Genomic DNA, 19,024 nt, shown 5'->3' with positions numbered 1-19,024 from the left:
TTGCTCCTGATTTGTTATTTATCTAGATATATATTTTTCTCGAATAATGTGTTGCATCGCAAAGCCTTGTTCTTTTAACGAGTTAAACGCCTCGTCAATCATACTTGGATTTCCACATAAATAAACAACGTCGCGCTGTGGATTCAGGTTGAGCGTAGGAAAAGCATGTTGCACATAACCGCTGCACTCATTTTCATTTAACTCATGTGCTGGTTGTCTACTTAAGTAAGGCTTGAACATGACTTTAGGATATTTCTGAGAAAAAGCATGGAACTCATTGGCATAGAGAATTTCTTCTCGTCTTTGTACTCCTTGCAAAATAACCACTTCTAATTCAGAGTGTTGCTCCATGAGTATGCCAAGTTCTTGAATCATTGAGCGATAGGGCGTAATCCCAGTACTTGTAGCAACTAAGATAAGTCGGCCAGGTATTTCATCTTTAAGAATTAATCTGCCATATGGACCACTAATCTGGATCGTATCTCCAGGTTTTAAATTATAAAGGAACTCAGTGCCTGGTCCATTTTCAAAATAACCTGCCGCGAGTTCAATTTGATTATCTTGTTTGGGCGTATTAGCTATACTATAACTACGTTTTAATGTTTTACCTTGATGTTCAAAATGAACAGTAATAAATTGGCCAGGTAGATAATTAAAATGTGGGGATACTTCACAAGTAAAAATGAAGTGTTTTACTTTAGGAGAGATCATAAAAGACTCTTTTAAAGTGACGGGAAATGTATTTATTTGCATGGCGGATATCAACTTACTGTAAAAATCTGAGATTATAACCCTTAATTAGGGTTAATAATAAGCAAAAAATTATGCATTACAAGTTTTAACGGCGTATAATTAAATTATGAATACACCAGATCTTATTGCAATTATAGGCAATCTTAGCCGTTCTTTATACCCTGTGCAGCATTTAATTACTGGTGGGGCGTATATTTTAGGCATTTTATTTTTTATGACCGCTATCGCCAAACTCAGAAAAATTGCAGATCACCGGGCCCAATCTTCATCACAAGAAAAGATGTATACACCAATGATGTATTTAGTAATGGGAGCTGCATTACTGTATTTACCTTCTGCTTTAGACCTTATGGCTAATACTACTTTTGGTACCGGGAATGTATTAACTTATACATCATATAATCCGTCAAATATTTTCAGCTCCATGGGATTAGTAGTTCGAACTGCCGGAGTATTGTGGTTTGTACGTGGGAGTGTATTAGTCGCACATTCCAGCCAACCAGGAACCCAGCATGGGCCTAAAGGTTTGGTATTTATAATTGCGGGCATATTGGCAATGAATTTTGACAACACCATCGCGATGTTAAATTATATGATGAGCACTATGACGACTTGGACTATGACAGTTAAAACAAGCGCAGGATTTTAGATATCCTAATCTTCTTCTCCACATATTCTCAGGTTATTTGCTTTGGCAAAATCAAGGATAGATTGGTACAACAAGGGGCTTGATTCTTTAAGTTTAGGATCCAGCAAAACGCATTGGTATCCTTCACTATTCATGCTTGGTCTTAATAATGGAGAGTAACGAATGCGACTGTTTTTAAAGCTTGCCAACGAGCCACTCATTCGTTCTGCCCAATCGCTGGGACGAAAGGTTTTTCCTTGGGAGGTTATTCCTTCTATGATAATTGTCTTGCTTTCAGCTGTTGCCATATGTTTATGCAATATAAATACAGAGTGCCAAGTATATCATCATATGATGGGTGCTGTACGGAAATTTATTCATTTTGTAAAAATAAATTTGTGTTAAATTTGGTTTTCAAAATTAATTTTTATCCCTATTATGTCAACATATTCTATTTGGTATTTTTTTGAAGGTTATTAGGAATGGAAAAAGAAAGTCATTCTGGCATTTATTTGCTGCCCAATTTATTTACAACGGCCAGCTTGTTCGCAGCATTTTATTCTCTTGTTGCCTCAATGAAAGGGCAGTTTGAGGCGTCCATTATCGCGATATTTATTGGTATGATTGCAGATGGGCTCGATGGGCGAATTGCACGCTTAACGAATACACAAACTGAATTTGGCGCCGAATATGATAGTTTATCGGATATGGTTACATTTGGGGTTGCGCCATCATTACTCATGTATAATTTGATTTTGAGCCAATTAGGGAAAGTCGGCTGGCTGGTAGCTTTTGTTTATACTGCTGCTGTTGCTTTACGATTAGCTCGCTTTAATACTCAGCTTGAAATAGCTGATAAACGATATTTTCAGGGCTTACCTTGCCCTCCTGCGGCAGCAGTTATGGCTTCTTTTTCTTGGTTATGCTATCAACACGATTGGCAGAATATATTTGTTGCCATATTGGCTGCGATTTTATCATTAATTGCTTCAGGATTAATGGTTTCTAACTTTCGTTATTATAGTTTTAAGGAAGTAGATTTTAAGGGCAAAGTTCCATTCATTTATGTTTTGGTGATGATTATTTTATTTGTAGCCATTGCAGCTAATCCTTCATTAGTTTTATTTGTTGGCTTTACTATTTACGCTTTATCTGGATTATTGATGACGTTACTTGCTCTGCAAAAAATGAGAAAGAAAAAGTCCAAAGAAATTAGTAATGATAAACTGTAACGAAAATCCAATGACGTTAGGGTTGATTTCAAAAAGAAAATTTTGAAATTCAATCCTAATTATTCACCTTCACCAAAATAATTATTAATTAAAAGAGTTAAGGCTTCGTTCATTTGCACTTCATCAGGACCATCTATTTCCATAATGAGCTCACTACCTTTATTGGCTGCGAGCATCATGACACCCATAATGCTTTTTCCATTAACGGTTTGTGAGTTGCTGGTTACATCAATTTGGCTTTGAAATCGTGCTGCAGTAGAAACAAATTTTGCCGAAGCACGTGCATGTAAGCCCAGCTTATTAATTATTTTAATTTTAGTTTTAATCATAGCGTCACAAATCTACCACGAATCAGGTTATAAGTGTAGCTAAGTGCAGCAAAGTTGATCCTAAGAAGATTTAGGATAAGCTTTGCCGCCTACAAAGCTACTGTATAAGCTTATTTATTAAGCATGATGTTGATTTTTTTCTTTGTGCTTACTCAGTTGACGTTCTAACTTGTCAATCAAAGTATCGATTGCAGTATATAAATCTTCAGATTCTGCGCTTGCATGCAGTTCACCTTTAGTTACATGAACAGTAGCTTCAGCAATTTGACGCAATTTTTCTACATTCAATACCACATTGATGGATGTGATGTGATCAAAGTGACGCTCCAGCTTATCGAATTTTTCTTCGGTAAATGCTCTGAGTGCAGGAGTAACATCAATATGATGTCCAGTGATGTTAATTTGCATAAAATTCTCCTAGTTACATAGAACCATGATAGGATCATGATTCTTAATTAATTACGAATTGTTTTTCTTTCATTAGATGGAGCAATTCCCATTGCTTCACGATATTTTGCTACGGTTCGTCTTGCTACTTTAATACCCTGCTCTTCCAGTAATTGGGTAATTTTACTGTCACTTAATGGTTTTTTTCTATTCTCCGCAGAAATTAATTTTTTTATCACTGCCCGTATGGCAGTTGAGGAGCACTCATCTCCAGCATTTGTATTAACATGACTTGAGAAAAAGTATTTAAGTTCAAATACTCCTCGGGGAGTATGTATAAATTTTTGTGTGGTGACACGCGAAATGGTGGACTCATGCATATCGAGAGCAGAAGCAACATCATTGAGAATTAATGGTTTCATTGCTTCATCACCATATTCTAAGAATCCTTGTTGGTATTCCATAATGCAAGTGGCTACTTTAAGCAGTGTTTCTTGACGGCTCTGAATACTTTTTAAAAACCAACGTGCTTCTTGTAAGTTATTTTTTAGAAATTGATTGTCGGCACTATTATCGGCTCGTTGAATTAGAGATGCATATTGGTTATTAATGCTTAGATGGGGGAGTACGCTTTGATTGAGTTGCACTCTCCACTTGTGGTTAACTTTTTTTACAGTTAAATCGGGAATAATGTATTCGGTAATGTCTTCATGAATTAAGTTACCTGGTTTGGGGTTTAATCCTTGAATTGTTTTCAATACATCATCAACTGTTTTTTCGCTAATTTGATGATTTTTCATGAGCTGTCTATAATTATGCTGGGCTAGTAATTCAATATCTTCAGCAATAATCTTTTTAGTTAATGCCAAGTTTTCTGCACCTAAAGGCAGCTGCTCTAGTTGTACCAGTAGTGTTTCTGCGAGACTCACAGAAGCACAGCCTACGGGATCAAATAATTGTAAGCGATGGCGTACGGCTTCTATTTCATCTAAATCCAGCGGATGAGTGTCACTTGTGAGGCTTGCATGTAATTCAGTAATACTCATCGTTAGGAATCCATCACTATTCACTGCATCGATAATCGTAGTTGCTATCGCCCTGTCTATATCACTCATGGGAGACAGTTCAAGTTGCCATCTTAGATGATCTTGTAAATTAGTTGTGGTGCAATGCAAGTTATCAAAATTATAATCATTATCTTCAAAAGTAGTGCGCTTACCTGAACTTTGATACAGTTCTGACCATTGAAAATCGTACGATTCGTCGTTATGGAGATGTTCTGCCTCATTGGCTTCGAACTCTCCTTTATCTTCGTTGGGCGTTGCTTCAAGCATTGGATTTGATTCAACAATGAGTTGAATTTCTTGTTGTAAGTCAATCGTTGATAATTGCAACAGTCTTATTGCTTGTTGTAACTGTGGGGTTAGTGTTAAATGCTGTCCGATACTTAGTTGCAATGATGGTTTCATGCAAATCCTCTTTGTATTCATTGCTATTTACTATCAGTTTAAACGATTCGTAAGGATAATCCAGTATCTACGCGTTATTTTAGGCGTAAGCCTTGAAAAAAACTGCATTTTAGCTACTGATATTTAGAGAGTAGGGTGAGGTTAAATCGTTACGACATAAATTAATGAATTCTCAATGAATAACTCATTAATTAAATCTGTTGGGTAGAGCAATTAAAATATGAGCTGCTTAGAAATGAGCTTAGGCAAAAAAAAAATATAAAACGACATGAAGTGTGGCCCCAAGTAATGGGGCTGAACACCTTATTTTACTTTTTTCTCTTTGAACAGAACATGCTTACGTACTTTAGGATCGTACATCATCAGTTCCATTTTTTCAGGATGGTTTCTTGGGTTTTTAGTAGTGGTCTTATAGTATCCAGTTCCTGCTGTGGATTCCATTTTCACTTTGATCGTGACGGCTGCCATGGTTTATCCCCTTAGTTATACTTTTTCGCCGTTAGCTCTGAGTTTATCCAGAACTGCTTTTATACCTAATTTGTCTACAATACGCATACCTTTGGTACTGAGTTTTAATGTGACAAATCGTTTTTCTTCTTCAACCCAGAAACTGTGGTTCTGAATATTCGGCAGAAAGCGTCTTTTAGTTTTGTTGTTAGCGTGCGACACTTTATTACCAGTCATGGGTCGCTTGCCAGTTACCTGACATACTCTAGACATTGTGTTACTCCAAAATAGGTTTTAAGTTGCTTGTCTTTGTAAAATTCTGGGCAAATAGCCGGATGTGAAATACAAGAGCGGTTTTATATCAAAAAAATGCATTAGTTGCAAGATTTTTGTAAGAACATATAATTCCGACTTTGACAAAATGATGAGTGTGATTTATGCAACGCCGAATAAAAAGTTATGTTTTACGGGCTGGCCGTGTGAGTAATCGACAGCGCCAGGGGTTGGAGCTTTGGCTTAAAGATTATGAACTTACTGTGGATGATAATCCCTGGAGCTTAGTTGGTGAATTTGCACGTAATGCAGATACAGTAGTTGAAATAGGTTTTGGCATGGGAGCATCTTTGTTGACCATGGCTAAAAATAATCCTACATGTAACTATATCGGTATAGAGGTTCATCTTGCGGGTGTGGGTAGTTTGGCTGCTGATTTACATGAGCAACAGTTATCTAATGTACGTATTGTGGCCCATGATGCCGTTGAAGTATTTCGTAAACAATTGCTAGATAACTCACTTGCTGGAGTACAAATTTTTTTTCCAGATCCCTGGCATAAAAAACGTCATCATAAAAGACGTTTGATCCAGAAAGAATTTATCCAATTATTAATACAAAAATTGAAACCAGGTGGGTTTATTCATTGTGCTACTGATTGGCAAGAATATGCTGAGCATATATTGGATGTTTTATCTACAGAGCCTGCTTTGAAGAACTCACAGGAAGAGGGTGGCTATTCTCCCAGACCTTTATCACGACCACTTACAAAATTTGAGCAACGTGGTGAACGTTTAGGACATGGTGTATGGGATTTAATTTTCACGAAGCGGGATGGATTATCTTAATTTGTAATATAAATCATACGATTAAACAGTTCTTTTAAAAATTAGCGTTGTAGAAATTTTAACTAATCTTTTGATCTTCTATTGTCCAATGTGTAATATAAATCCGGAAGTAACACTACAGGGGACGTAATATGGAATTGATCATGGAAATAAATGCAGCTCTAAAATTAGGACTAGAAGGATTCAAAGAGTTTATTGAACAGAAGCTGCTAATCGATAAGAGTTATCTTGAGCATCCATTCTGGATGAAGGGTGGTGTTCAAATGACTGTCTTGAATTATTTGATTCAACAACACAAGAGAAAAAATGTAGGTTCTGTTGACAGGGAAATCCCTTCTGATTTGACTGAATTTATTGATTTTATACTAAGTAAAGTTCAGGATAAAAACATTGGCCTGCCCTTGCATCAAGCAATTACAACCGGCAAAATTCAACTGGCTCTCCATCTTTTGGATACTCATGCATTTGATGTCAATAAACGCGATGAAGATGGACGTACTTTATTGTCTTTAGCATTACCTACCAAAAAGCGTGAATTATTAATAAAAATTTTAATGTGCCATCCCGATGTAAATGCAACGACTCGCTTTAAAGAAGCCCGTATTCCTTTTCAACCGCTACATCAATCTATAGTATTGGATTTTACTTCTGGAGTGATTAATTTAGTAAGAGCTGGTGCTGATGTGGCTAATCCTGTGGGGGTGAGGAAAGATACTCCGCTGCTCTTAGCGGCACGAAAAGGTAAAATAAAGGCTCTTGAAGCTTTATTGGATGAATCTCCAGTAAAAGACTTGAAGTTGGAAGCGGAAAGTTGTCCTGAGGAAGATGAGAAAACAGGCAGTAATGCAATAGAAGCGCTCTGTAAGCGCTTGGCTCGTGACCGCAATAATAAAGATTTACTTCGAGGTGTTGCTATGTTGCTTTGTAGTGGAGCAGAACCCCCTCGAAGTGAGGCTCTATGTCAATTATTGGCCGACAAACGTAGTGATTTACTCAAAGAAATTGATAATTATATGGATTCCAGGCCCAAATTGGTTGATCCTTTTGTACACCGATGCCATGTGGTTGACAGTGCATTGTACAACATAATTTATGTAGATCATTCTTGGGGAAGCGCGTTGCGCCAGCTTTTTGGTAGACAGAGTGACGCAGCTTTTATCATTGAACGATTAGTCACGCGCAAATACAGCCGTCGTCAAGAAGGAAGTATGGATAGTCCCGAATTACCAACCGCTGCCGCAGTGCCATTAAAAGGGAATGAGCCTCCATTCAAACTCTATGCGGAATTTGTCAAGCGACATAACGAAGCTTATCAGAACCAAAGAATTACTTGGAGTACTATGCATGGGATGATAGCCGAAGGAAAATGTAGTTGGGATACAGTAAAACAATACGCGGGTAGTAATCCTGGAAGTAGAACACAGATCATCTATGATGATATGTTTAAGAAATTACCTAAAATGGAGATGCATGAGTCCATTGAAAATTCAACTGGGAGCCCCACATTCAAGAGTTAAGAAGAGTACAAAACAACATTTTGTCATCGGTAGTGGAGGTGGAAACCGTGGCGTTTTAATGGAGCCCACCTCTTGTAACGAATGCTCATGAATGGACGTAACATGGGTATTGAATTAAAATTGGTATCAATCGGAAAATATTTTATTTTATAGCGATTATGAATATTAGCTTATTACTTTTAACCGTGATTTGTTTTATTGGCATGATTAGTCCAGGGCCAGATTTTATATTGGTTACAAAAAATGCACTTTTATATCCTAAACGTCAGGCTCTAGCCACTGCTTTGGGTATTGTTACTGGATGCTTTTTTCATGCAACTTATTGTATTTTAGGGCTAGCCTTCGTTATTACTCAGAGCATTGTTCTTTATACGACTATAAAATATGCAGGTGCAGGTTATTTAATTTATCTTGGATTAAAAGGTTTAAAATCAAAACAATCTACCCAAATACATCAGGATCGTTCTTCATTAAAAGAGATAACCGCTTCCAGAGCGTATATTGAAGGGGTTTTATGTAATGCCTTAAATCCAAAACTTGCAGTTTTTTTACTTAGCTTATTTACCCAGTTTGTTTCAATTAACGCATCAATTAGTGATAAAGCTGTAGTTGCTGGGGTTTTCATCGTTGAATCTTCCATTTATTGGCCTTTATTAGTTTTATTCCTGCAGGCAAATAATATTCGAAAAGCCTTGGCTAATTTTCAAACTGTTTTGACCCGCATATTTGGTGGCTTGTTGGTTTATGTGGGAATTCGAGTGATGTTGAGTACGGATTAGTTTTTTTCAGAGGAATAAAATGCCAAAAGCAACTGTGGGATTAAAAAAAACAGAGTTGGATACTCCCTGCTTAGTCATTGATAAAAACATCCTAAAATCTAATTTAGAGGTTATGAGACAGCATTCTATTGCAACGAATATAAATATCAGACCGCATTGTAAAACCCATAAATGCTCCAAATTAGCTCACTTACAGGTCGAGTATGGTGCAATAGGTGTCAGCGTTGCGAAAATTTCAGAGGCTGAAGTTCTTATTCAAAATGGGATAGCCAATATACTGATTACCTCACCAATTGTCACAAAGAATAAGATTTCTAAGCTTATTTCCTGCCTGGAAAAAGCCTCTTCTACTTTGGTGGTTGTCGATAATAGAGAAAATATGATTGCTTTGAATGAAGCAGGTATGCTCAATAAAAAAGTGATCAATGTGTTAGTTGATGTGGATCCAGGGATTGGACGTACTGGAGTTAAACCAGAGGACGTCTTAAATTTTGCTCTAGAACTGCAGCAGTTACCTTGGTTAAAGTTGATGGGAGTTCAATGTTATGCAGGTAATTTACAACACATAGCCTCGTTTAGCGAACGAAAAAGCAAATCATTACAGACCATGCAAATGGCGAGTGATCTTGTAAAAAATCTACGGGAAAAGGGGCTTAATTGTCCCATATTAACAGGAAGTGGAACAGGAACTTATGATATTGATGTTGAGGCGACTGCAGTAACAGAGATTCAACCGGGTTCGTATACCGTTATGGATGTGCAATATACAGTGATTGGCTCGAAAAGTAATGAGCGGCGATTTAACACTTTTAAGCCGGCAATGACTCTTTTGACCACGGTTATCAGTAACAATAGAACAGAACATGTTACCGTTGATGCAGGTACAAAATCCATTTATGTGGATCATCATAAACCGCAAATTATCAGCCATCAGGGATTGGAATATGATTGGGGTGGATTTGGTGATGAGCACGGTAAAGTGACTGCAGTACCTGGAGCTCAACTACCTGCTTATGGTGAAGTTTTAGAACTGGTTGTTCCTCATTGCGACCCAACCATTAATTTATTTGATCAATTTTTTATTACTGAGAATGATATTGTAGTTGATGTCTGGGATATTGATCTTCGAGGAAAATGTCAGTAGAAACTCATAAATTGCTATTTTATAACCGATCTAAGCCAGGTAAGTATCCTATTCTCTTAGTATGAACTGCCTAAGAAATGCCAACTTTATGGGGAATACTAAAAATTTGGATTGAGCTAATTACAGCATGAGAACTTGCTTAAACTTCATATACCCCATAGAATTCTAATTTTCTTAAAATTCTCCGGGAGAGTAGTACATGGGGTGGAATGAGCCGGACAAAGGCAAAGATCCCTGGAAGGGTAAAAATCAACCTCCAGATTTGGATGAAGCGTTTAAACGCGTTCATGACAAATTGAAGAAAATGTTATTTGGAGGTTCCAATAAAGTGGGTAATGAGCCTTCCAAAAAATCGAATGGTGGTTTAATAACTACTATAGTTATTTTGCTTGCTTTTATTTTGTGGGTATTGTCTGGTGTCTTTATTGTCGATCCTGCGGAGCAAGCAGTGATTCTTCGCTTTGGTAAATATGTGGAAACGGTAGGTCCAGGGCCACATTGGATACCACGAATTATTTCTTCCAAAATTATCATGAATGTTGACCGAGTGTTGGATTATTCTTACTCCGCACAAATGCTTACTAGTGATGAAAATCTGGTGTCGGTGTCTTTGGCTGTACAATATCGCATTGGTGATCTGAACGAATATTTATTTAATGTTGCTAATCCTGAGGAAAGTTTACAACAAGCGACTTCCAGTGCGCTGAGACAAGTTGTAGGGACGACTACATTGGATCAAATGATTACTGAAGGGCGAGAGGTTTGGGGCAACCAAGTTCAAGAGACTTTGATAAAAACACTGGATTTATATAAAACCGGTATTTTTATCGTTAATGTCGCGCCACAGCCAGCTCGTGCACCTGAAAGTGTACAAGATGCCTTCGACGATGCAATTAAAGCACAAGAAGATGAAAAACGCTTTAAAGAACAAGCTCTTGCTTATGCGGCGAAAGTAGTTCCGATTGCAGAAGGAAAAGCGAGTCGTATCCAACAAGAAGCTGAAGCCTATTCCAAGCAACTTGTATTGAATGCTCAAGGGGAAGTTTCTGCGTTTTTGGCTTTATTGCCTCAATTTACTGCAGCGCCAAAGATTATGGCGGAACGTATGTATTTGGAAACGATGCAAAAAGTGATAAGCAGTAGTAGTACAATCATTGTTGATAGTAAATCAGGGAATTTGCTGTATCTCCCTTTAGATAAGCTATTTGAAAAGACCTCGGGTTTTCCAACAGAGACCGCAAAAAATAGCAAAGCGGAAAGTGATGAATCCAACGAGACAGAAAACTTGGTCGATGGTCGTGAGTTCACCAGACCTGTTTATCGACAAGGGAGAAATTAACAATGAAAACTACCGGTAGAACTCTTGGTATTTTGATCTTTTTACTACTTCTATTTTTATTGACTAGTGTCTTTACTATAACCCAAGGTCAGCAAGGAATTCTTTTGCGTTTAGGCCGTTTAGTTAATGATGAGTTGACTGATAAGGTTAAAGTATTGAATCCTGGATTGCATTTTAAAATACCATTTATCGAAAACGTACGCATTTTTGATACGCGTATTCAAACTATGGATATCAAGTCGACTCGTATTGTGACCAAAGAAAAAAAGGATGTCATGGTCGACTATTATGTTAAATGGCATATTACTGATTTGGCTCAATATTTTAAATCTACAGGCGGTAATGAATTTAAAGCAGAAACATTACTAGAGCAACAATTAAACACCTTATTACGTGCCCAGTTTGGTAAACGTACTATTCCAGAAGTAGTATCGGGTGGGCGTGATGATGTTATGGAATTACTGCGTAAAGCTGCTCAAAAACAAGCTGGTGGATTAGGTATTAACGTGGTTGATGTGCGTATTAAAGGAATCGAATTACCGGCCAATACCAGTAATGCGATTTATCAACGTATGCGGGCGGATATGCAAAAAATTGCGAACAAACATCGAGCTGATGGCCAAGCGGCTGCTGAAGAGATAAAAGCTAAGGCAGATGCTGATGTTATGGTTTTGTTGGCAAAAACGCGTAGTAATGCACAAAAAGTACGAGCTGTTGGGCAAGCACAGGCGGCGTCTATTTACACTGATGCCTACGGTAAAAATAAAGATTTTTTTGCTTTATATCGTAGTTTGCTTGCATATGAAGGGAGTTTTAAAAGTAGAAAAGACATTTTAGTGTTGGATCAAAGTAGCGCATTTTTCGATTATTTTAAGCAATCCACACCAAAAAATGATGGTGTACCTGCTAAAAAGTAACTATAATGTCGAGTTTTGGTAACTATTCACCTCTATACCAAATCTTGGAGAAATGCCTATATTTGTAGGCAGCTTGAACAAAAAACATTCTGAAAAAGGGCCATGGTTATAAGAGCGCTTTTTCAGGATGTTTTTCATTTAAGATGTGTCAATATGGAATCGGGTAGAATGTGTAGTTATAAATTGTGTTGAAATTGGGTTCTGAAGTTCTCAGTTTTAGCTGCGAATAGCATTTGCAAATTTAAGAGTGGATCATGGGTAAAAATGTTGTTGTTTTAGGAACACAGTGGGGCGATGAAGGCAAAGGTAAAATTGTCGATTTATTAACGCAAGATGCACGAGCTGTTGTGCGTTATCAGGGCGGCCATAATGCAGGCCACACCTTAAAAATTAATGGCGTGAAAACAGTTCTACGTCTTATTCCCTCAGGTATGCTGAGACCTCATGTGACTTGTTATATTGCAAATGGGGTAGTTCTCTCACCTGATGCTCTATTGGGGGAAATTAAAGAGCTGGAACAAAGTGGACTTGATGTACGCTCCCGTTTACGTATTAGCTTGGCTTGCCCACTGATTCTTCCTTGTCATGTTGCTATGGATAAAGCGCGCGAACAGCACATGGGGAACTCTGCCATAGGCACTACTGGACGTGGCATAGGTCCTGCATATGAAGATAAGGTTGCTCGTCGTGCATTAAAAGTCAGTGATTTATTTCATCCTGAGCGCTTTGCAACAAAATTAGCAGATCTTTTAGACTACTATAATTTTATTTTGACACAATATTTCAAGCAGCCTGCCCTAGATTTACAACCTTTATTGGATTCAGCACTACAATGGGCTGAAGAATTACGTCCTATGGTTTGTGATGTTTCTGCTTGTTTGCATGAGCATAGAGAGCGTGGGGATAATATTTTATTTGAAGGCGCTCAAGGGGTTTATCTAGATATTGATCATGGAACATATCCTTTTGTGACTTCATCAAATACTTGCGTTGGTTCAGTAGTTAATGGTGCCGGATTTGGTCCGAAGTACCTCGACTATGTTTTAGGAATTACCAAAGCTTATACTACCCGTGTTGGTGGTGGTCCTTTCCCAACAGAACTTTTTGACGAAGTAGGGAAACAAATTGCTGAACGTGGCCAAGAGTTTGGTGCTGTTACTGGCAGACCTAGACGTTGCGGTTGGTTTGATGCAGTTTTGTTAAAACATTCAATTGAGTTAAATAGTATTACGGGATTATGCATCACAAAGTTGGATGTTTTGGATAAATTAGATGTATTACGTATTGCTGTTGCTTATAAAGATGAAAAGGGTAATTTAATTTCTCGTCCGCCTCAAGCAGCGGCTGATTTCCAAGGTTTAGAGCCCGTTTATGAAGAAATGCCTGGCTGGCAAGAGCCTACAGCTGATGTCACGAATATGAGCGATTTGCCTGCTAATGCCATAGCTTATTTAAAACGAATAGAAAATCTACTGAATGTGCCTATTGATTTATTATCAACAGGCCCTGAGCGTGATTCGACAATTATCTTACGCGATCCTTTTAGAGTGTAATTCGTACCGGTTTCAATAAATAGTCTGCATATTTGGAAGGATAACAAGGTAGCAGGTCGGGCTTTGGCCCGACAATGTAATTGCTCTGAAGTGACCCGAGCGCAGTGTGTTAACCAACCCAATCTTTTATTTGCATAAACCTACTAATCACAAGGAATTGTCGAGCCAAGGCCCGACCTAAACATGCTGTGTTGTAGCTTGGGTGAACGGAACTATTAAAATTTATTTTCAAATGCATGCAGTTGTTGTTCTAATTCCCTCTGTAGTTGGGCTTTCTCGCTGGTTTTGATGAATTGCTGGCAACTATCGCTTTCTAAATCTTGGCAGTCATGAGTCAATTCGGCATTTTTTGCATCAGACCAAATACTTTTTCCAGGTAAAAACGAATAGGTTAGTGCATTCCTATTGATTTGTTTTAATGTTTGGTAATCTAAGCCATGGTTTAATACAGCTTCTACATATTGCTGGGTTAAATTGGTGCGTAAAATACCCTCATCATCGGTAGACAATACAACTGGGACATCGTGCTTAAGATAAAAATTCAAAGGATGCTTTGTACCAGAGACTTGTAATATTTTTAAATTACTGATGAGGTTAATTTCTACCGCTTTATGATGCTTTGCCATGTGGTCTAAGGTTTTTTTTGCATTATGCTCTTGGGCAATATCCACTCCATGTCCAATTCTTTGGGCTTGGCCAGTAAAGAGTGCGTCATGAATGTGATATTCCAAATCCTCTGGAGTAACAATTTCTTGGGTTAGTTCCCCAGCATGTAAGGCAATATTAACTTGTGGGTACACCTTATGTAAGTATTGGTATATTTGCATTTGTTTACGATAGTCACGTAAAGAAATAATGCCATCTTCTGGTTGTACTAAATTAACACCAACAAGAGCACCCTTATTTTTTATAGATTGGGCTGCTGCCTCAAACGCATTCAGTGTTTGTGCAAACAGGTTGTCTGAAGATTGTTCTCGAAGTGAATAGTATAGAAATTTAATTTTTACTTGGCAGACTTTCTTTTCTGGATTGCTTTCACAACCGAGTTCTTGGTGTGCTTGTTGTAAAATACGATTTGATTCTATTGCCGTAAAATTGACATTATTTTGAAAGTCTGGGTTTGCTAAGAGAAGCTTTCTTTTTTGGCTAAATGAAGTCGTGTCCTTGAGCATATCGCCAAAACTGAGTGAATGCGCATTATCAGGTAAAATCATTACTTCCATATAGTGTTCATTTTGTAGTGCTGCAGTTTGCATTACTGATGCAAGTAATTCAGGCTGATGATCAGCGACTATGGCATTGAATTTGTAGAATGAATTGAAAAAATGATCGTGGCCGGATTCTTTTCCTGGAACAAAATCTTTCATAGACCAACTTTTTATCGCGTTTGCATAGAGGTCGGGATGATTAAACAGATCTTTTGTTTCCACGCCTTTGCAAACAGAAGGATTTTTACTGGCCGTCCAAGTGGTTGTATTCAAGCAATAATTATCTTTAGATGTTAGTTCCAGCATGATTTCAGGGTATGCACCTCCCGATAAGTGGTAATGCAACTCCCCACCTTTAGGCATGCTCTTAAAAAACGTATATAAGGAATTCGGATCATTTTTTATTTGATTAAAATGTGATTGAACATTAGCTTGTGCAAAAGAGAAAAAAAAGAGGCTGCTCAGAACGAAAATTGATTTAATATAGTTCATTATTTTCTAAAAAATATCACTTTGCGAATGATTATCGCATAATTATTATTAAATCCCAACCATTGTATTTAGATTCCATTCATAGCAAAATGATTTTACTATTCTTAGGTAGCTATCAAAATAATTCCTGCTTCAAAACTACTCGTGCGCATCTAGAGTAGCGCAGTGGGAGGAGCAAAGAACTCAGCAATCCTTTGAATGGAAGAGCAAGAGAGTCTAATCAATTAGGATGATGAATATGAACCATTTTTTATCAAAATTTTATGCCGCTATTTTGGGTACTTTTTTCTTATCACTAATGACAGGTTTTTGCGACGCTGCATCTAACATCAGTGACTCTACAAATAAAACCAAGATGACAATCAATGTTGGTATTTATGCCCCTTTTTCTAGTGAATCTGCTTTTATTGGTAGAAATATGTTAGGAGCAATGGAAATTGCACGTGATCAACTTAAATCCTCAGATATTAATTATGAATTTTATACTCTAGATAAAATGCCAAATACTGCGAATACAGCAAAAACCTTGCAAAAATTTATTGATGCACACCACATTAATGTACTGATAACTGAGGGTGCTGATAGTGGGTCTTTAGTTGCACCTTTAGCAAAAAGAAATAATCTTATTCATTTTTGTCTGACCGATGATTCGATAATTGCTGATGGGAAAAATAATTTCTTAGCACAAAGCCCCAACCACAAACAAGCTGCTGTTTTGACTCACTCATTAAAACCAGAGTTTATTGCTCAATTTAAACAGGAATATTTCAGTCATCCAGTGAGCGAAGCAGGTTATGCTTTTGATATATTTCATATGATTCATAATAGCGCGGTGCTTGCTATGAAGACTCATTCTGATTTTTCTAGCCAGGTAGTTGCATCACATCTTTTGGCGCTTGATCCAGGAACAGGAGTAATGGGTAGATTTAACTTGGGTAAAAATGGGGTTTCTTATAAGAAACAGACCCTTACCGCCTGATTTTATGATATTCAAACGTGTTCCATTCCCGGTTGCAAGCAACCGGGATTAAGATGATTGAATAATGAATCAAGCTAAGGTGAGTGCTACAAGCTAAAAAAAGGAGCCTAAGTAGGCTCCTTTTTGTGTACAAGTATAATTATCTGTTAGCTAATGACATGCCTTCCAAGACAGTTAAAGCGGCGTAAAGTTGGTAGTCGTTATGCATTAAATCCTCTACTTGAGCTTTAGCGCTTTTGACTTTGGCATTTCCCTCATTATTTTTATTGAGTAAGTGCCCACTAAGGTTTGCTTCACTAAATCCAGTAAGATCAGGGGACTTAGGAGCATTTTTAGGAATTTCTAACTCATTGACTACGATATCAGGTACAATCCCTTTGGCTTGAATTGAAGTTCCAGAAGGAGTGTAATAAAGAGCCGTAGTTAACTTAATCCCTGTTTTTTCATCTAAAGGTAATACAGTTTGCACTGAGCCTTTACCAAAACTTGTTGTACCTAGAATAACAGCTCGTTTATTGTCTTTAAGTGCTCCAGCTACAATTTCAGCAGCAGATGCAGAACCATTATTGATTAATACAACTATTGGTGCATTATGTAAAACGTCTTCGCCTTTGGATAAGGCGGTAAAGTCTGAACCAGGTAAACGTCCTTTAGTTGAAACGATTGTTTCTGGTTTACCTGACTTATCTTTACCAAGGAATGCATCAGAAACCTGAATGGCTGAATCAAGCAAGCCTCCTGGGTTGTTACGTAAATCCAGGACCAGGCCTTTTAAATTTCCACCAGATTGTTGTTTTAGTCGATCAATGGCTTGTAACATATCCTTTCCAGTTAACGCTTGGAATTGAGTTAAACGGATATAACCATAGCCTGGAGAGAGCATTTTGCTTTGTACGCTCTTAATTTGAATCACTTCTCGTACTAGATCGAAAGTAAGCGCTTTGTTCACTCCTTTGCGTAATACCGTCAATTGAATAGTACTTCCAGCTTTGCCGCGCATCAGGTTGACTGCATCTTTGAGCGAGAGTCCTTGTACAGACTCTTTTCCTAATTTGATAATATAGTCGCCAGATTTAATGCCGGCTTTAAATGCTGGTGTGTCAACCAGGGGAGTAACCACTTTGACAACTCCTTCCTCCATGGTCACTTCTAATCCTAAGCCGCCAAACTCACCACTAGTTGATGTTTGCAGCTCTTTAAACTCTTCTTCATCCAAGTAGCTTGAGTGAGGGTCAAGACCATTGAGCATGCCGCGAATTGCATTATCGAAAAGTTCTTTATCATCAACAGGCTTGACATAGTATTTTTTAATTTCACCTATTGCATTGGAAAATCGTTGAACATCTTCTAAAGGAACTGCTTTAGAAGTGGTACTGGAGCTTGTAGACGTATTCGCCTCATCATCTGCAAAGCCTGTCAGAGGTAACATAAGAGTAAAAGCGTATACTATCGCAAGCGTGGATGGATATAGTTTTCTTATCAACATAGCGATCTCCTCAGATGCAAGGCTACTACATAAGCCATCTTCTTTTATTATAATTATTGAAATGCAATTAAGGTGCCAGGGTTCACTTATGACAACCAATTAAGTGGTGGAATCGCCTTTCCCCTTAGTCTTATTTCAAAGTATAGACCGTTTTGTTTAATTCCGCCGCTATGACCTACATTTGCAATTTGTTCATTTTGACGTACATATTGACCTTTACTTTTGAATAAGGATTGATTATGAGCGTATAAGGTCATAAAACCCTGTCCATGATCAATAATAATAAGTAGCCCATAGCCTTTAAGCCAGTCACTAAATACTACTTTTCCTGGGTAAACGGCAGTAACCACGGCTCCTTCTTCGGCAAAAAATGTCACTCCTTGGTTCATTTTTCGTAGCGATCGGCTCTGGCTCTGGACTGGAAGCGGCAATTTTTTGCGCATCTGACTAAATGGACTGCTCGCCTGATGCAGGGATTTATCTTCTCGAGCAATACTTTGTTGTGCCAATGACTTAAGTAATCGTGCCAAATTCTCCTTATTTTTGCGTACATCACGCAAGGTGTTTTGTTTATCTTGAATTTCATGATTCAAGGATTGAATCAGGGCAGTATGATAACTTTTATTTTTTTGGAGTTGATCTTGATGCTGAGTAAGCTCGGTTTTGAGCTGTTTGTTTGCATTAAGCTCTGTACGCAGTTTTTCTTTGCTCTCACTTAGGCTCGCGCGCGTATTATCTATTTTCTCAATCAGTTGTTGCCGAGATTTAACGACATATTGATAATAGGTTAAAATTCGACTTACTTTATTCGGAGCATCTTGGTTAAGTAGCAATTTAAGGGGTTGATATTCGCCCATTTGATAACGAGCGCGAACATGATTGGCTAATAATTGTTGTTGGGTACTCAGTTGTTGATTTAACTGATTTACGCGTTTTTGTAAGTCAGTAATTTTATTTTCTTTGTTTTTGATATCCTCTTGAATGGAGTGCAGTTTGTGAACTCCTTCACCGATTTGTTTTTCAGTCTCCGATAATTCTTTATTTAAAACACCGCGTTTGTCATGAGCAGAGTTTAAGGTCTGTTGGAGACTGTTAATTTGTGCATCTAATTGCTTTAACTTATTTTGTGTCTGGAGTACGGTAGACGATTCTGCATGCACTCCAAAGCAAAACAATATCCCCAAGGCCAATCTGTTAAAAAAGATTACCCGCAACTTCCTGATCGTAAATTTTAATTTGCGCAT

20 protein-coding genes are annotated in these 19,024 nt (G+C 37.7%); 10 read left to right on the top strand and 10 right to left on the bottom strand.

Features of this window, described 5'->3' with window-relative positions; genetic code table 11:
- Nucleotides 1-18 precede the first annotated feature (18 nt).
- Nucleotides 19-753 carry a ferredoxin--NADP reductase gene (locus Lste_RS09560; RefSeq protein ID WP_058510796.1) on the bottom strand — a complete coding sequence of 245 codons (735 nt, stop codon included), beginning with the start codon at nt 751-753 and terminating at the stop codon, nt 19-21.
- A gap of 106 nt (nt 754-859) precedes the next feature.
- On the opposite strand from Lste_RS09560, the gene Lste_RS09555 reads away from it, so the two are divergent.
- The gene (locus Lste_RS09555) at nt 860-1,402 is read left to right on the top strand and encodes a hypothetical protein (protein ID WP_058510795.1); all 543 of its coding nucleotides are present in this window, start codon (nt 860-862) and stop codon (nt 1,400-1,402) included.
- A gap of 5 nt (nt 1,403-1,407) precedes the next feature.
- On the opposite strand, the gene Lste_RS09550 is transcribed toward Lste_RS09555, so the two are convergent.
- On the bottom strand, nt 1,408-1,689 hold the full coding sequence (locus Lste_RS09550; RefSeq protein ID WP_058510794.1) for a DUF3579 domain-containing protein: 282 nt from the start codon (nt 1,687-1,689) through the stop codon (nt 1,408-1,410).
- A 174-nt stretch (nt 1,690-1,863) separates the two neighbouring features.
- Here Lste_RS09550 and pssA point away from each other — a divergent pair, with 174 nt between their 5' ends.
- Nucleotides 1,864-2,613, top strand: coding sequence for a CDP-diacylglycerol--serine O-phosphatidyltransferase (gene pssA / locus Lste_RS09545; RefSeq protein ID WP_058510793.1), 750 nt, complete (start codon nt 1,864-1,866; stop codon nt 2,611-2,613).
- Between the two features lie 59 nt (nt 2,614-2,672).
- Here pssA and Lste_RS09540 read toward each other — a convergent pair whose 3' ends face one another.
- From Lste_RS09540 to rpmB, 5 genes are all read right to left on the bottom strand, one after another.
- The gene (locus Lste_RS09540; RefSeq protein WP_058510792.1) at nt 2,673-2,942 is read right to left on the bottom strand and encodes an HPr family phosphocarrier protein; all 270 of its coding nucleotides are present in this window, start codon (nt 2,940-2,942) and stop codon (nt 2,673-2,675) included.
- A 117-nt stretch (nt 2,943-3,059) separates the two neighbouring features.
- Nucleotides 3,060-3,350 (bottom strand): ribosome hibernation promoting factor, encoded by a 291-nt coding sequence (hpf, locus tag Lste_RS09535; protein WP_058510791.1) that lies wholly within the window; start codon nt 3,348-3,350, stop codon nt 3,060-3,062.
- Nucleotides 3,351-3,397: 47 nt separating this feature from the next.
- Nucleotides 3,398-4,798 carry an RNA polymerase factor sigma-54 gene (locus tag Lste_RS09530; protein ID WP_058510790.1) on the bottom strand — a complete coding sequence of 467 codons (1,401 nt, stop codon included), beginning with the start codon at nt 4,796-4,798 and terminating at the stop codon, nt 3,398-3,400.
- A 303-nt stretch (nt 4,799-5,101) separates the two neighbouring features.
- Nucleotides 5,102-5,266 carry a 50S ribosomal protein L33 gene (gene rpmG, locus Lste_RS09525; RefSeq protein WP_003635328.1) on the bottom strand — a complete coding sequence of 55 codons (165 nt, stop codon included), beginning with the start codon at nt 5,264-5,266 and terminating at the stop codon, nt 5,102-5,104.
- A gap of 15 nt (nt 5,267-5,281) precedes the next feature.
- Nucleotides 5,282-5,518 carry a 50S ribosomal protein L28 gene (gene rpmB, locus Lste_RS09520; protein WP_058510789.1) on the bottom strand — a complete coding sequence of 79 codons (237 nt, stop codon included), beginning with the start codon at nt 5,516-5,518 and terminating at the stop codon, nt 5,282-5,284.
- A gap of 164 nt (nt 5,519-5,682) precedes the next feature.
- Between rpmB and trmB the strand changes: the two genes are divergently transcribed.
- The 7 genes from trmB (at nt 5,683) to Lste_RS09485 (ending at nt 13,615) form a co-directional block, all read left to right on the top strand.
- The gene (trmB, locus tag Lste_RS09515; RefSeq protein ID WP_058510788.1) at nt 5,683-6,366 is read left to right on the top strand and encodes a tRNA (guanosine(46)-N7)-methyltransferase TrmB; all 684 of its coding nucleotides are present in this window, start codon (nt 5,683-5,685) and stop codon (nt 6,364-6,366) included.
- Nucleotides 6,367-6,509: 143 nt separating this feature from the next.
- Nucleotides 6,510-7,883, top strand: a complete 1,374-nt coding sequence (gene ankC, locus Lste_RS09510) for a Dot/Icm T4SS effector AnkC/LegA12 (RefSeq protein ID WP_272947118.1) — start codon at nt 6,510-6,512, stop codon at nt 7,881-7,883.
- 158 nt (nt 7,884-8,041) lie between these two features.
- Nucleotides 8,042-8,662 (top strand): LysE family translocator, encoded by a 621-nt coding sequence (locus tag Lste_RS09505; protein WP_058510786.1) that lies wholly within the window; start codon nt 8,042-8,044, stop codon nt 8,660-8,662.
- Nucleotides 8,663-8,681: 19 nt separating this feature from the next.
- Entirely contained in the window at nt 8,682-9,806 is a 1,125-nt protein-coding gene (locus Lste_RS09500; protein ID WP_058510785.1) for a DSD1 family PLP-dependent enzyme, read from the top strand.
- A gap of 199 nt (nt 9,807-10,005) precedes the next feature.
- On the top strand, nt 10,006-11,145 hold the full coding sequence (gene hflK / locus Lste_RS09495; protein ID WP_058510784.1) for an FtsH protease activity modulator HflK: 1,140 nt from the start codon (nt 10,006-10,008) through the stop codon (nt 11,143-11,145).
- 2 nt (nt 11,146-11,147) lie between these two features.
- Nucleotides 11,148-12,062, top strand: coding sequence for a protease modulator HflC (hflC, locus tag Lste_RS09490; protein ID WP_058510783.1), 915 nt, complete (start codon nt 11,148-11,150; stop codon nt 12,060-12,062).
- A gap of 254 nt (nt 12,063-12,316) precedes the next feature.
- Nucleotides 12,317-13,615 carry an adenylosuccinate synthase gene (locus Lste_RS09485; protein ID WP_058510782.1) on the top strand — a complete coding sequence of 433 codons (1,299 nt, stop codon included), beginning with the start codon at nt 12,317-12,319 and terminating at the stop codon, nt 13,613-13,615.
- Nucleotides 13,616-13,830: 215 nt separating this feature from the next.
- Here the strand turns inward: Lste_RS09485 and Lste_RS09480 are convergent, their stop codons facing one another.
- Complete coding sequence (locus Lste_RS09480) at nt 13,831-15,315, bottom strand: adenosine deaminase family protein (protein WP_058510781.1); 1,485 nt, start codon at nt 15,313-15,315, stop codon at nt 13,831-13,833.
- Between the two features lie 238 nt (nt 15,316-15,553).
- Between Lste_RS09480 and Lste_RS09475 the strand changes: the two genes are divergently transcribed.
- A complete protein-coding gene (locus Lste_RS09475) occupies nt 15,554-16,294 on the top strand; it encodes an ABC transporter substrate-binding protein (protein WP_058510780.1) in 741 nt (246 codons plus the stop codon).
- A gap of 139 nt (nt 16,295-16,433) precedes the next feature.
- Here the strand turns inward: Lste_RS09475 and Lste_RS09470 are convergent, their stop codons facing one another.
- Both Lste_RS09470 and Lste_RS09465 read right to left on the bottom strand, forming a co-directional pair.
- Nucleotides 16,434-17,780 carry a S41 family peptidase gene (locus Lste_RS09470; protein WP_058510779.1) on the bottom strand — a complete coding sequence of 449 codons (1,347 nt, stop codon included), beginning with the start codon at nt 17,778-17,780 and terminating at the stop codon, nt 16,434-16,436.
- Between the two features lie 86 nt (nt 17,781-17,866).
- On the bottom strand, nt 17,867-19,024 hold the full coding sequence (locus Lste_RS09465) for a murein hydrolase activator EnvC family protein (RefSeq protein ID WP_193393396.1): 1,158 nt from the start codon (nt 19,022-19,024) through the stop codon (nt 17,867-17,869).

Source organism: Legionella steelei (genome assembly GCF_001468005.1).
GTDB lineage: Bacteria > Pseudomonadota > Gammaproteobacteria > Legionellales > Legionellaceae > Legionella > Legionella steelei.
Note: the sequence above shows the minus strand (reverse complement) of the source record. Positions and strands in the feature narration are given on the sequence as shown.

Coding starts and splice junctions, on each gene's coding strand:
- Lste_RS09550 (WP_058510794.1), bottom strand. CDS start 1,689: ATGGCAACAGCTGAAAGCAAGACAATTATCATAGAAGGAATAACCTCC.
- hflK (WP_058510784.1), top strand. CDS start 10,006: ATGGGGTGGAATGAGCCGGACAAAGGCAAAGATCCCTGGAAGGGTAAA.
- Lste_RS09540 (WP_058510792.1), bottom strand. CDS start 2,942: ATGATTAAAACTAAAATTAAAATAATTAATAAGCTGGGCTTACATGCA.
- Lste_RS09560 (WP_058510796.1), bottom strand. CDS start 753: ATGCAAATAAATACATTTCCCGTCACTTTAAAAGAGTCTTTTATGATC.
- rpmG (WP_003635328.1), bottom strand. CDS start 5,266: ATGGCAGCCGTCACGATCAAAGTGAAAATGGAATCCACAGCAGGAACT.
- Lste_RS09555 (WP_058510795.1), top strand. CDS start 860: ATGAATACACCAGATCTTATTGCAATTATAGGCAATCTTAGCCGTTCT.
- Lste_RS09505 (WP_058510786.1), top strand. CDS start 8,042: ATGAATATTAGCTTATTACTTTTAACCGTGATTTGTTTTATTGGCATG.
- Lste_RS09470 (WP_058510779.1), bottom strand. CDS start 17,780: ATGTTGATAAGAAAACTATATCCATCCACGCTTGCGATAGTATACGCT.
- ankC (WP_272947118.1), top strand. CDS start 6,510: ATGGAAATAAATGCAGCTCTAAAATTAGGACTAGAAGGATTCAAAGAG.
- Lste_RS09500 (WP_058510785.1), top strand. CDS start 8,682: ATGCCAAAAGCAACTGTGGGATTAAAAAAAACAGAGTTGGATACTCCC.
- Lste_RS09485 (WP_058510782.1), top strand. CDS start 12,317: ATGGGTAAAAATGTTGTTGTTTTAGGAACACAGTGGGGCGATGAAGGC.
- Lste_RS09475 (WP_058510780.1), top strand. CDS start 15,554: ATGAACCATTTTTTATCAAAATTTTATGCCGCTATTTTGGGTACTTTT.
- Lste_RS09465 (WP_193393396.1), bottom strand. CDS start 19,024: ATGCGCAAATTAAAATTTACGATCAGGAAGTTGCGGGTAATCTTTTTT.
- Lste_RS09480 (WP_058510781.1), bottom strand. CDS start 15,315: ATGAACTATATTAAATCAATTTTCGTTCTGAGCAGCCTCTTTTTTTTC.
- pssA (WP_058510793.1), top strand. CDS start 1,864: ATGGAAAAAGAAAGTCATTCTGGCATTTATTTGCTGCCCAATTTATTT.
- rpmB (WP_058510789.1), bottom strand. CDS start 5,518: ATGTCTAGAGTATGTCAGGTAACTGGCAAGCGACCCATGACTGGTAAT.
- trmB (WP_058510788.1), top strand. CDS start 5,683: ATGCAACGCCGAATAAAAAGTTATGTTTTACGGGCTGGCCGTGTGAGT.
- Lste_RS09530 (WP_058510790.1), bottom strand. CDS start 4,798: ATGAAACCATCATTGCAACTAAGTATCGGACAGCATTTAACACTAACC.
- hpf (WP_058510791.1), bottom strand. CDS start 3,350: ATGCAAATTAACATCACTGGACATCATATTGATGTTACTCCTGCACTC.
- hflC (WP_058510783.1), top strand. CDS start 11,148: ATGAAAACTACCGGTAGAACTCTTGGTATTTTGATCTTTTTACTACTT.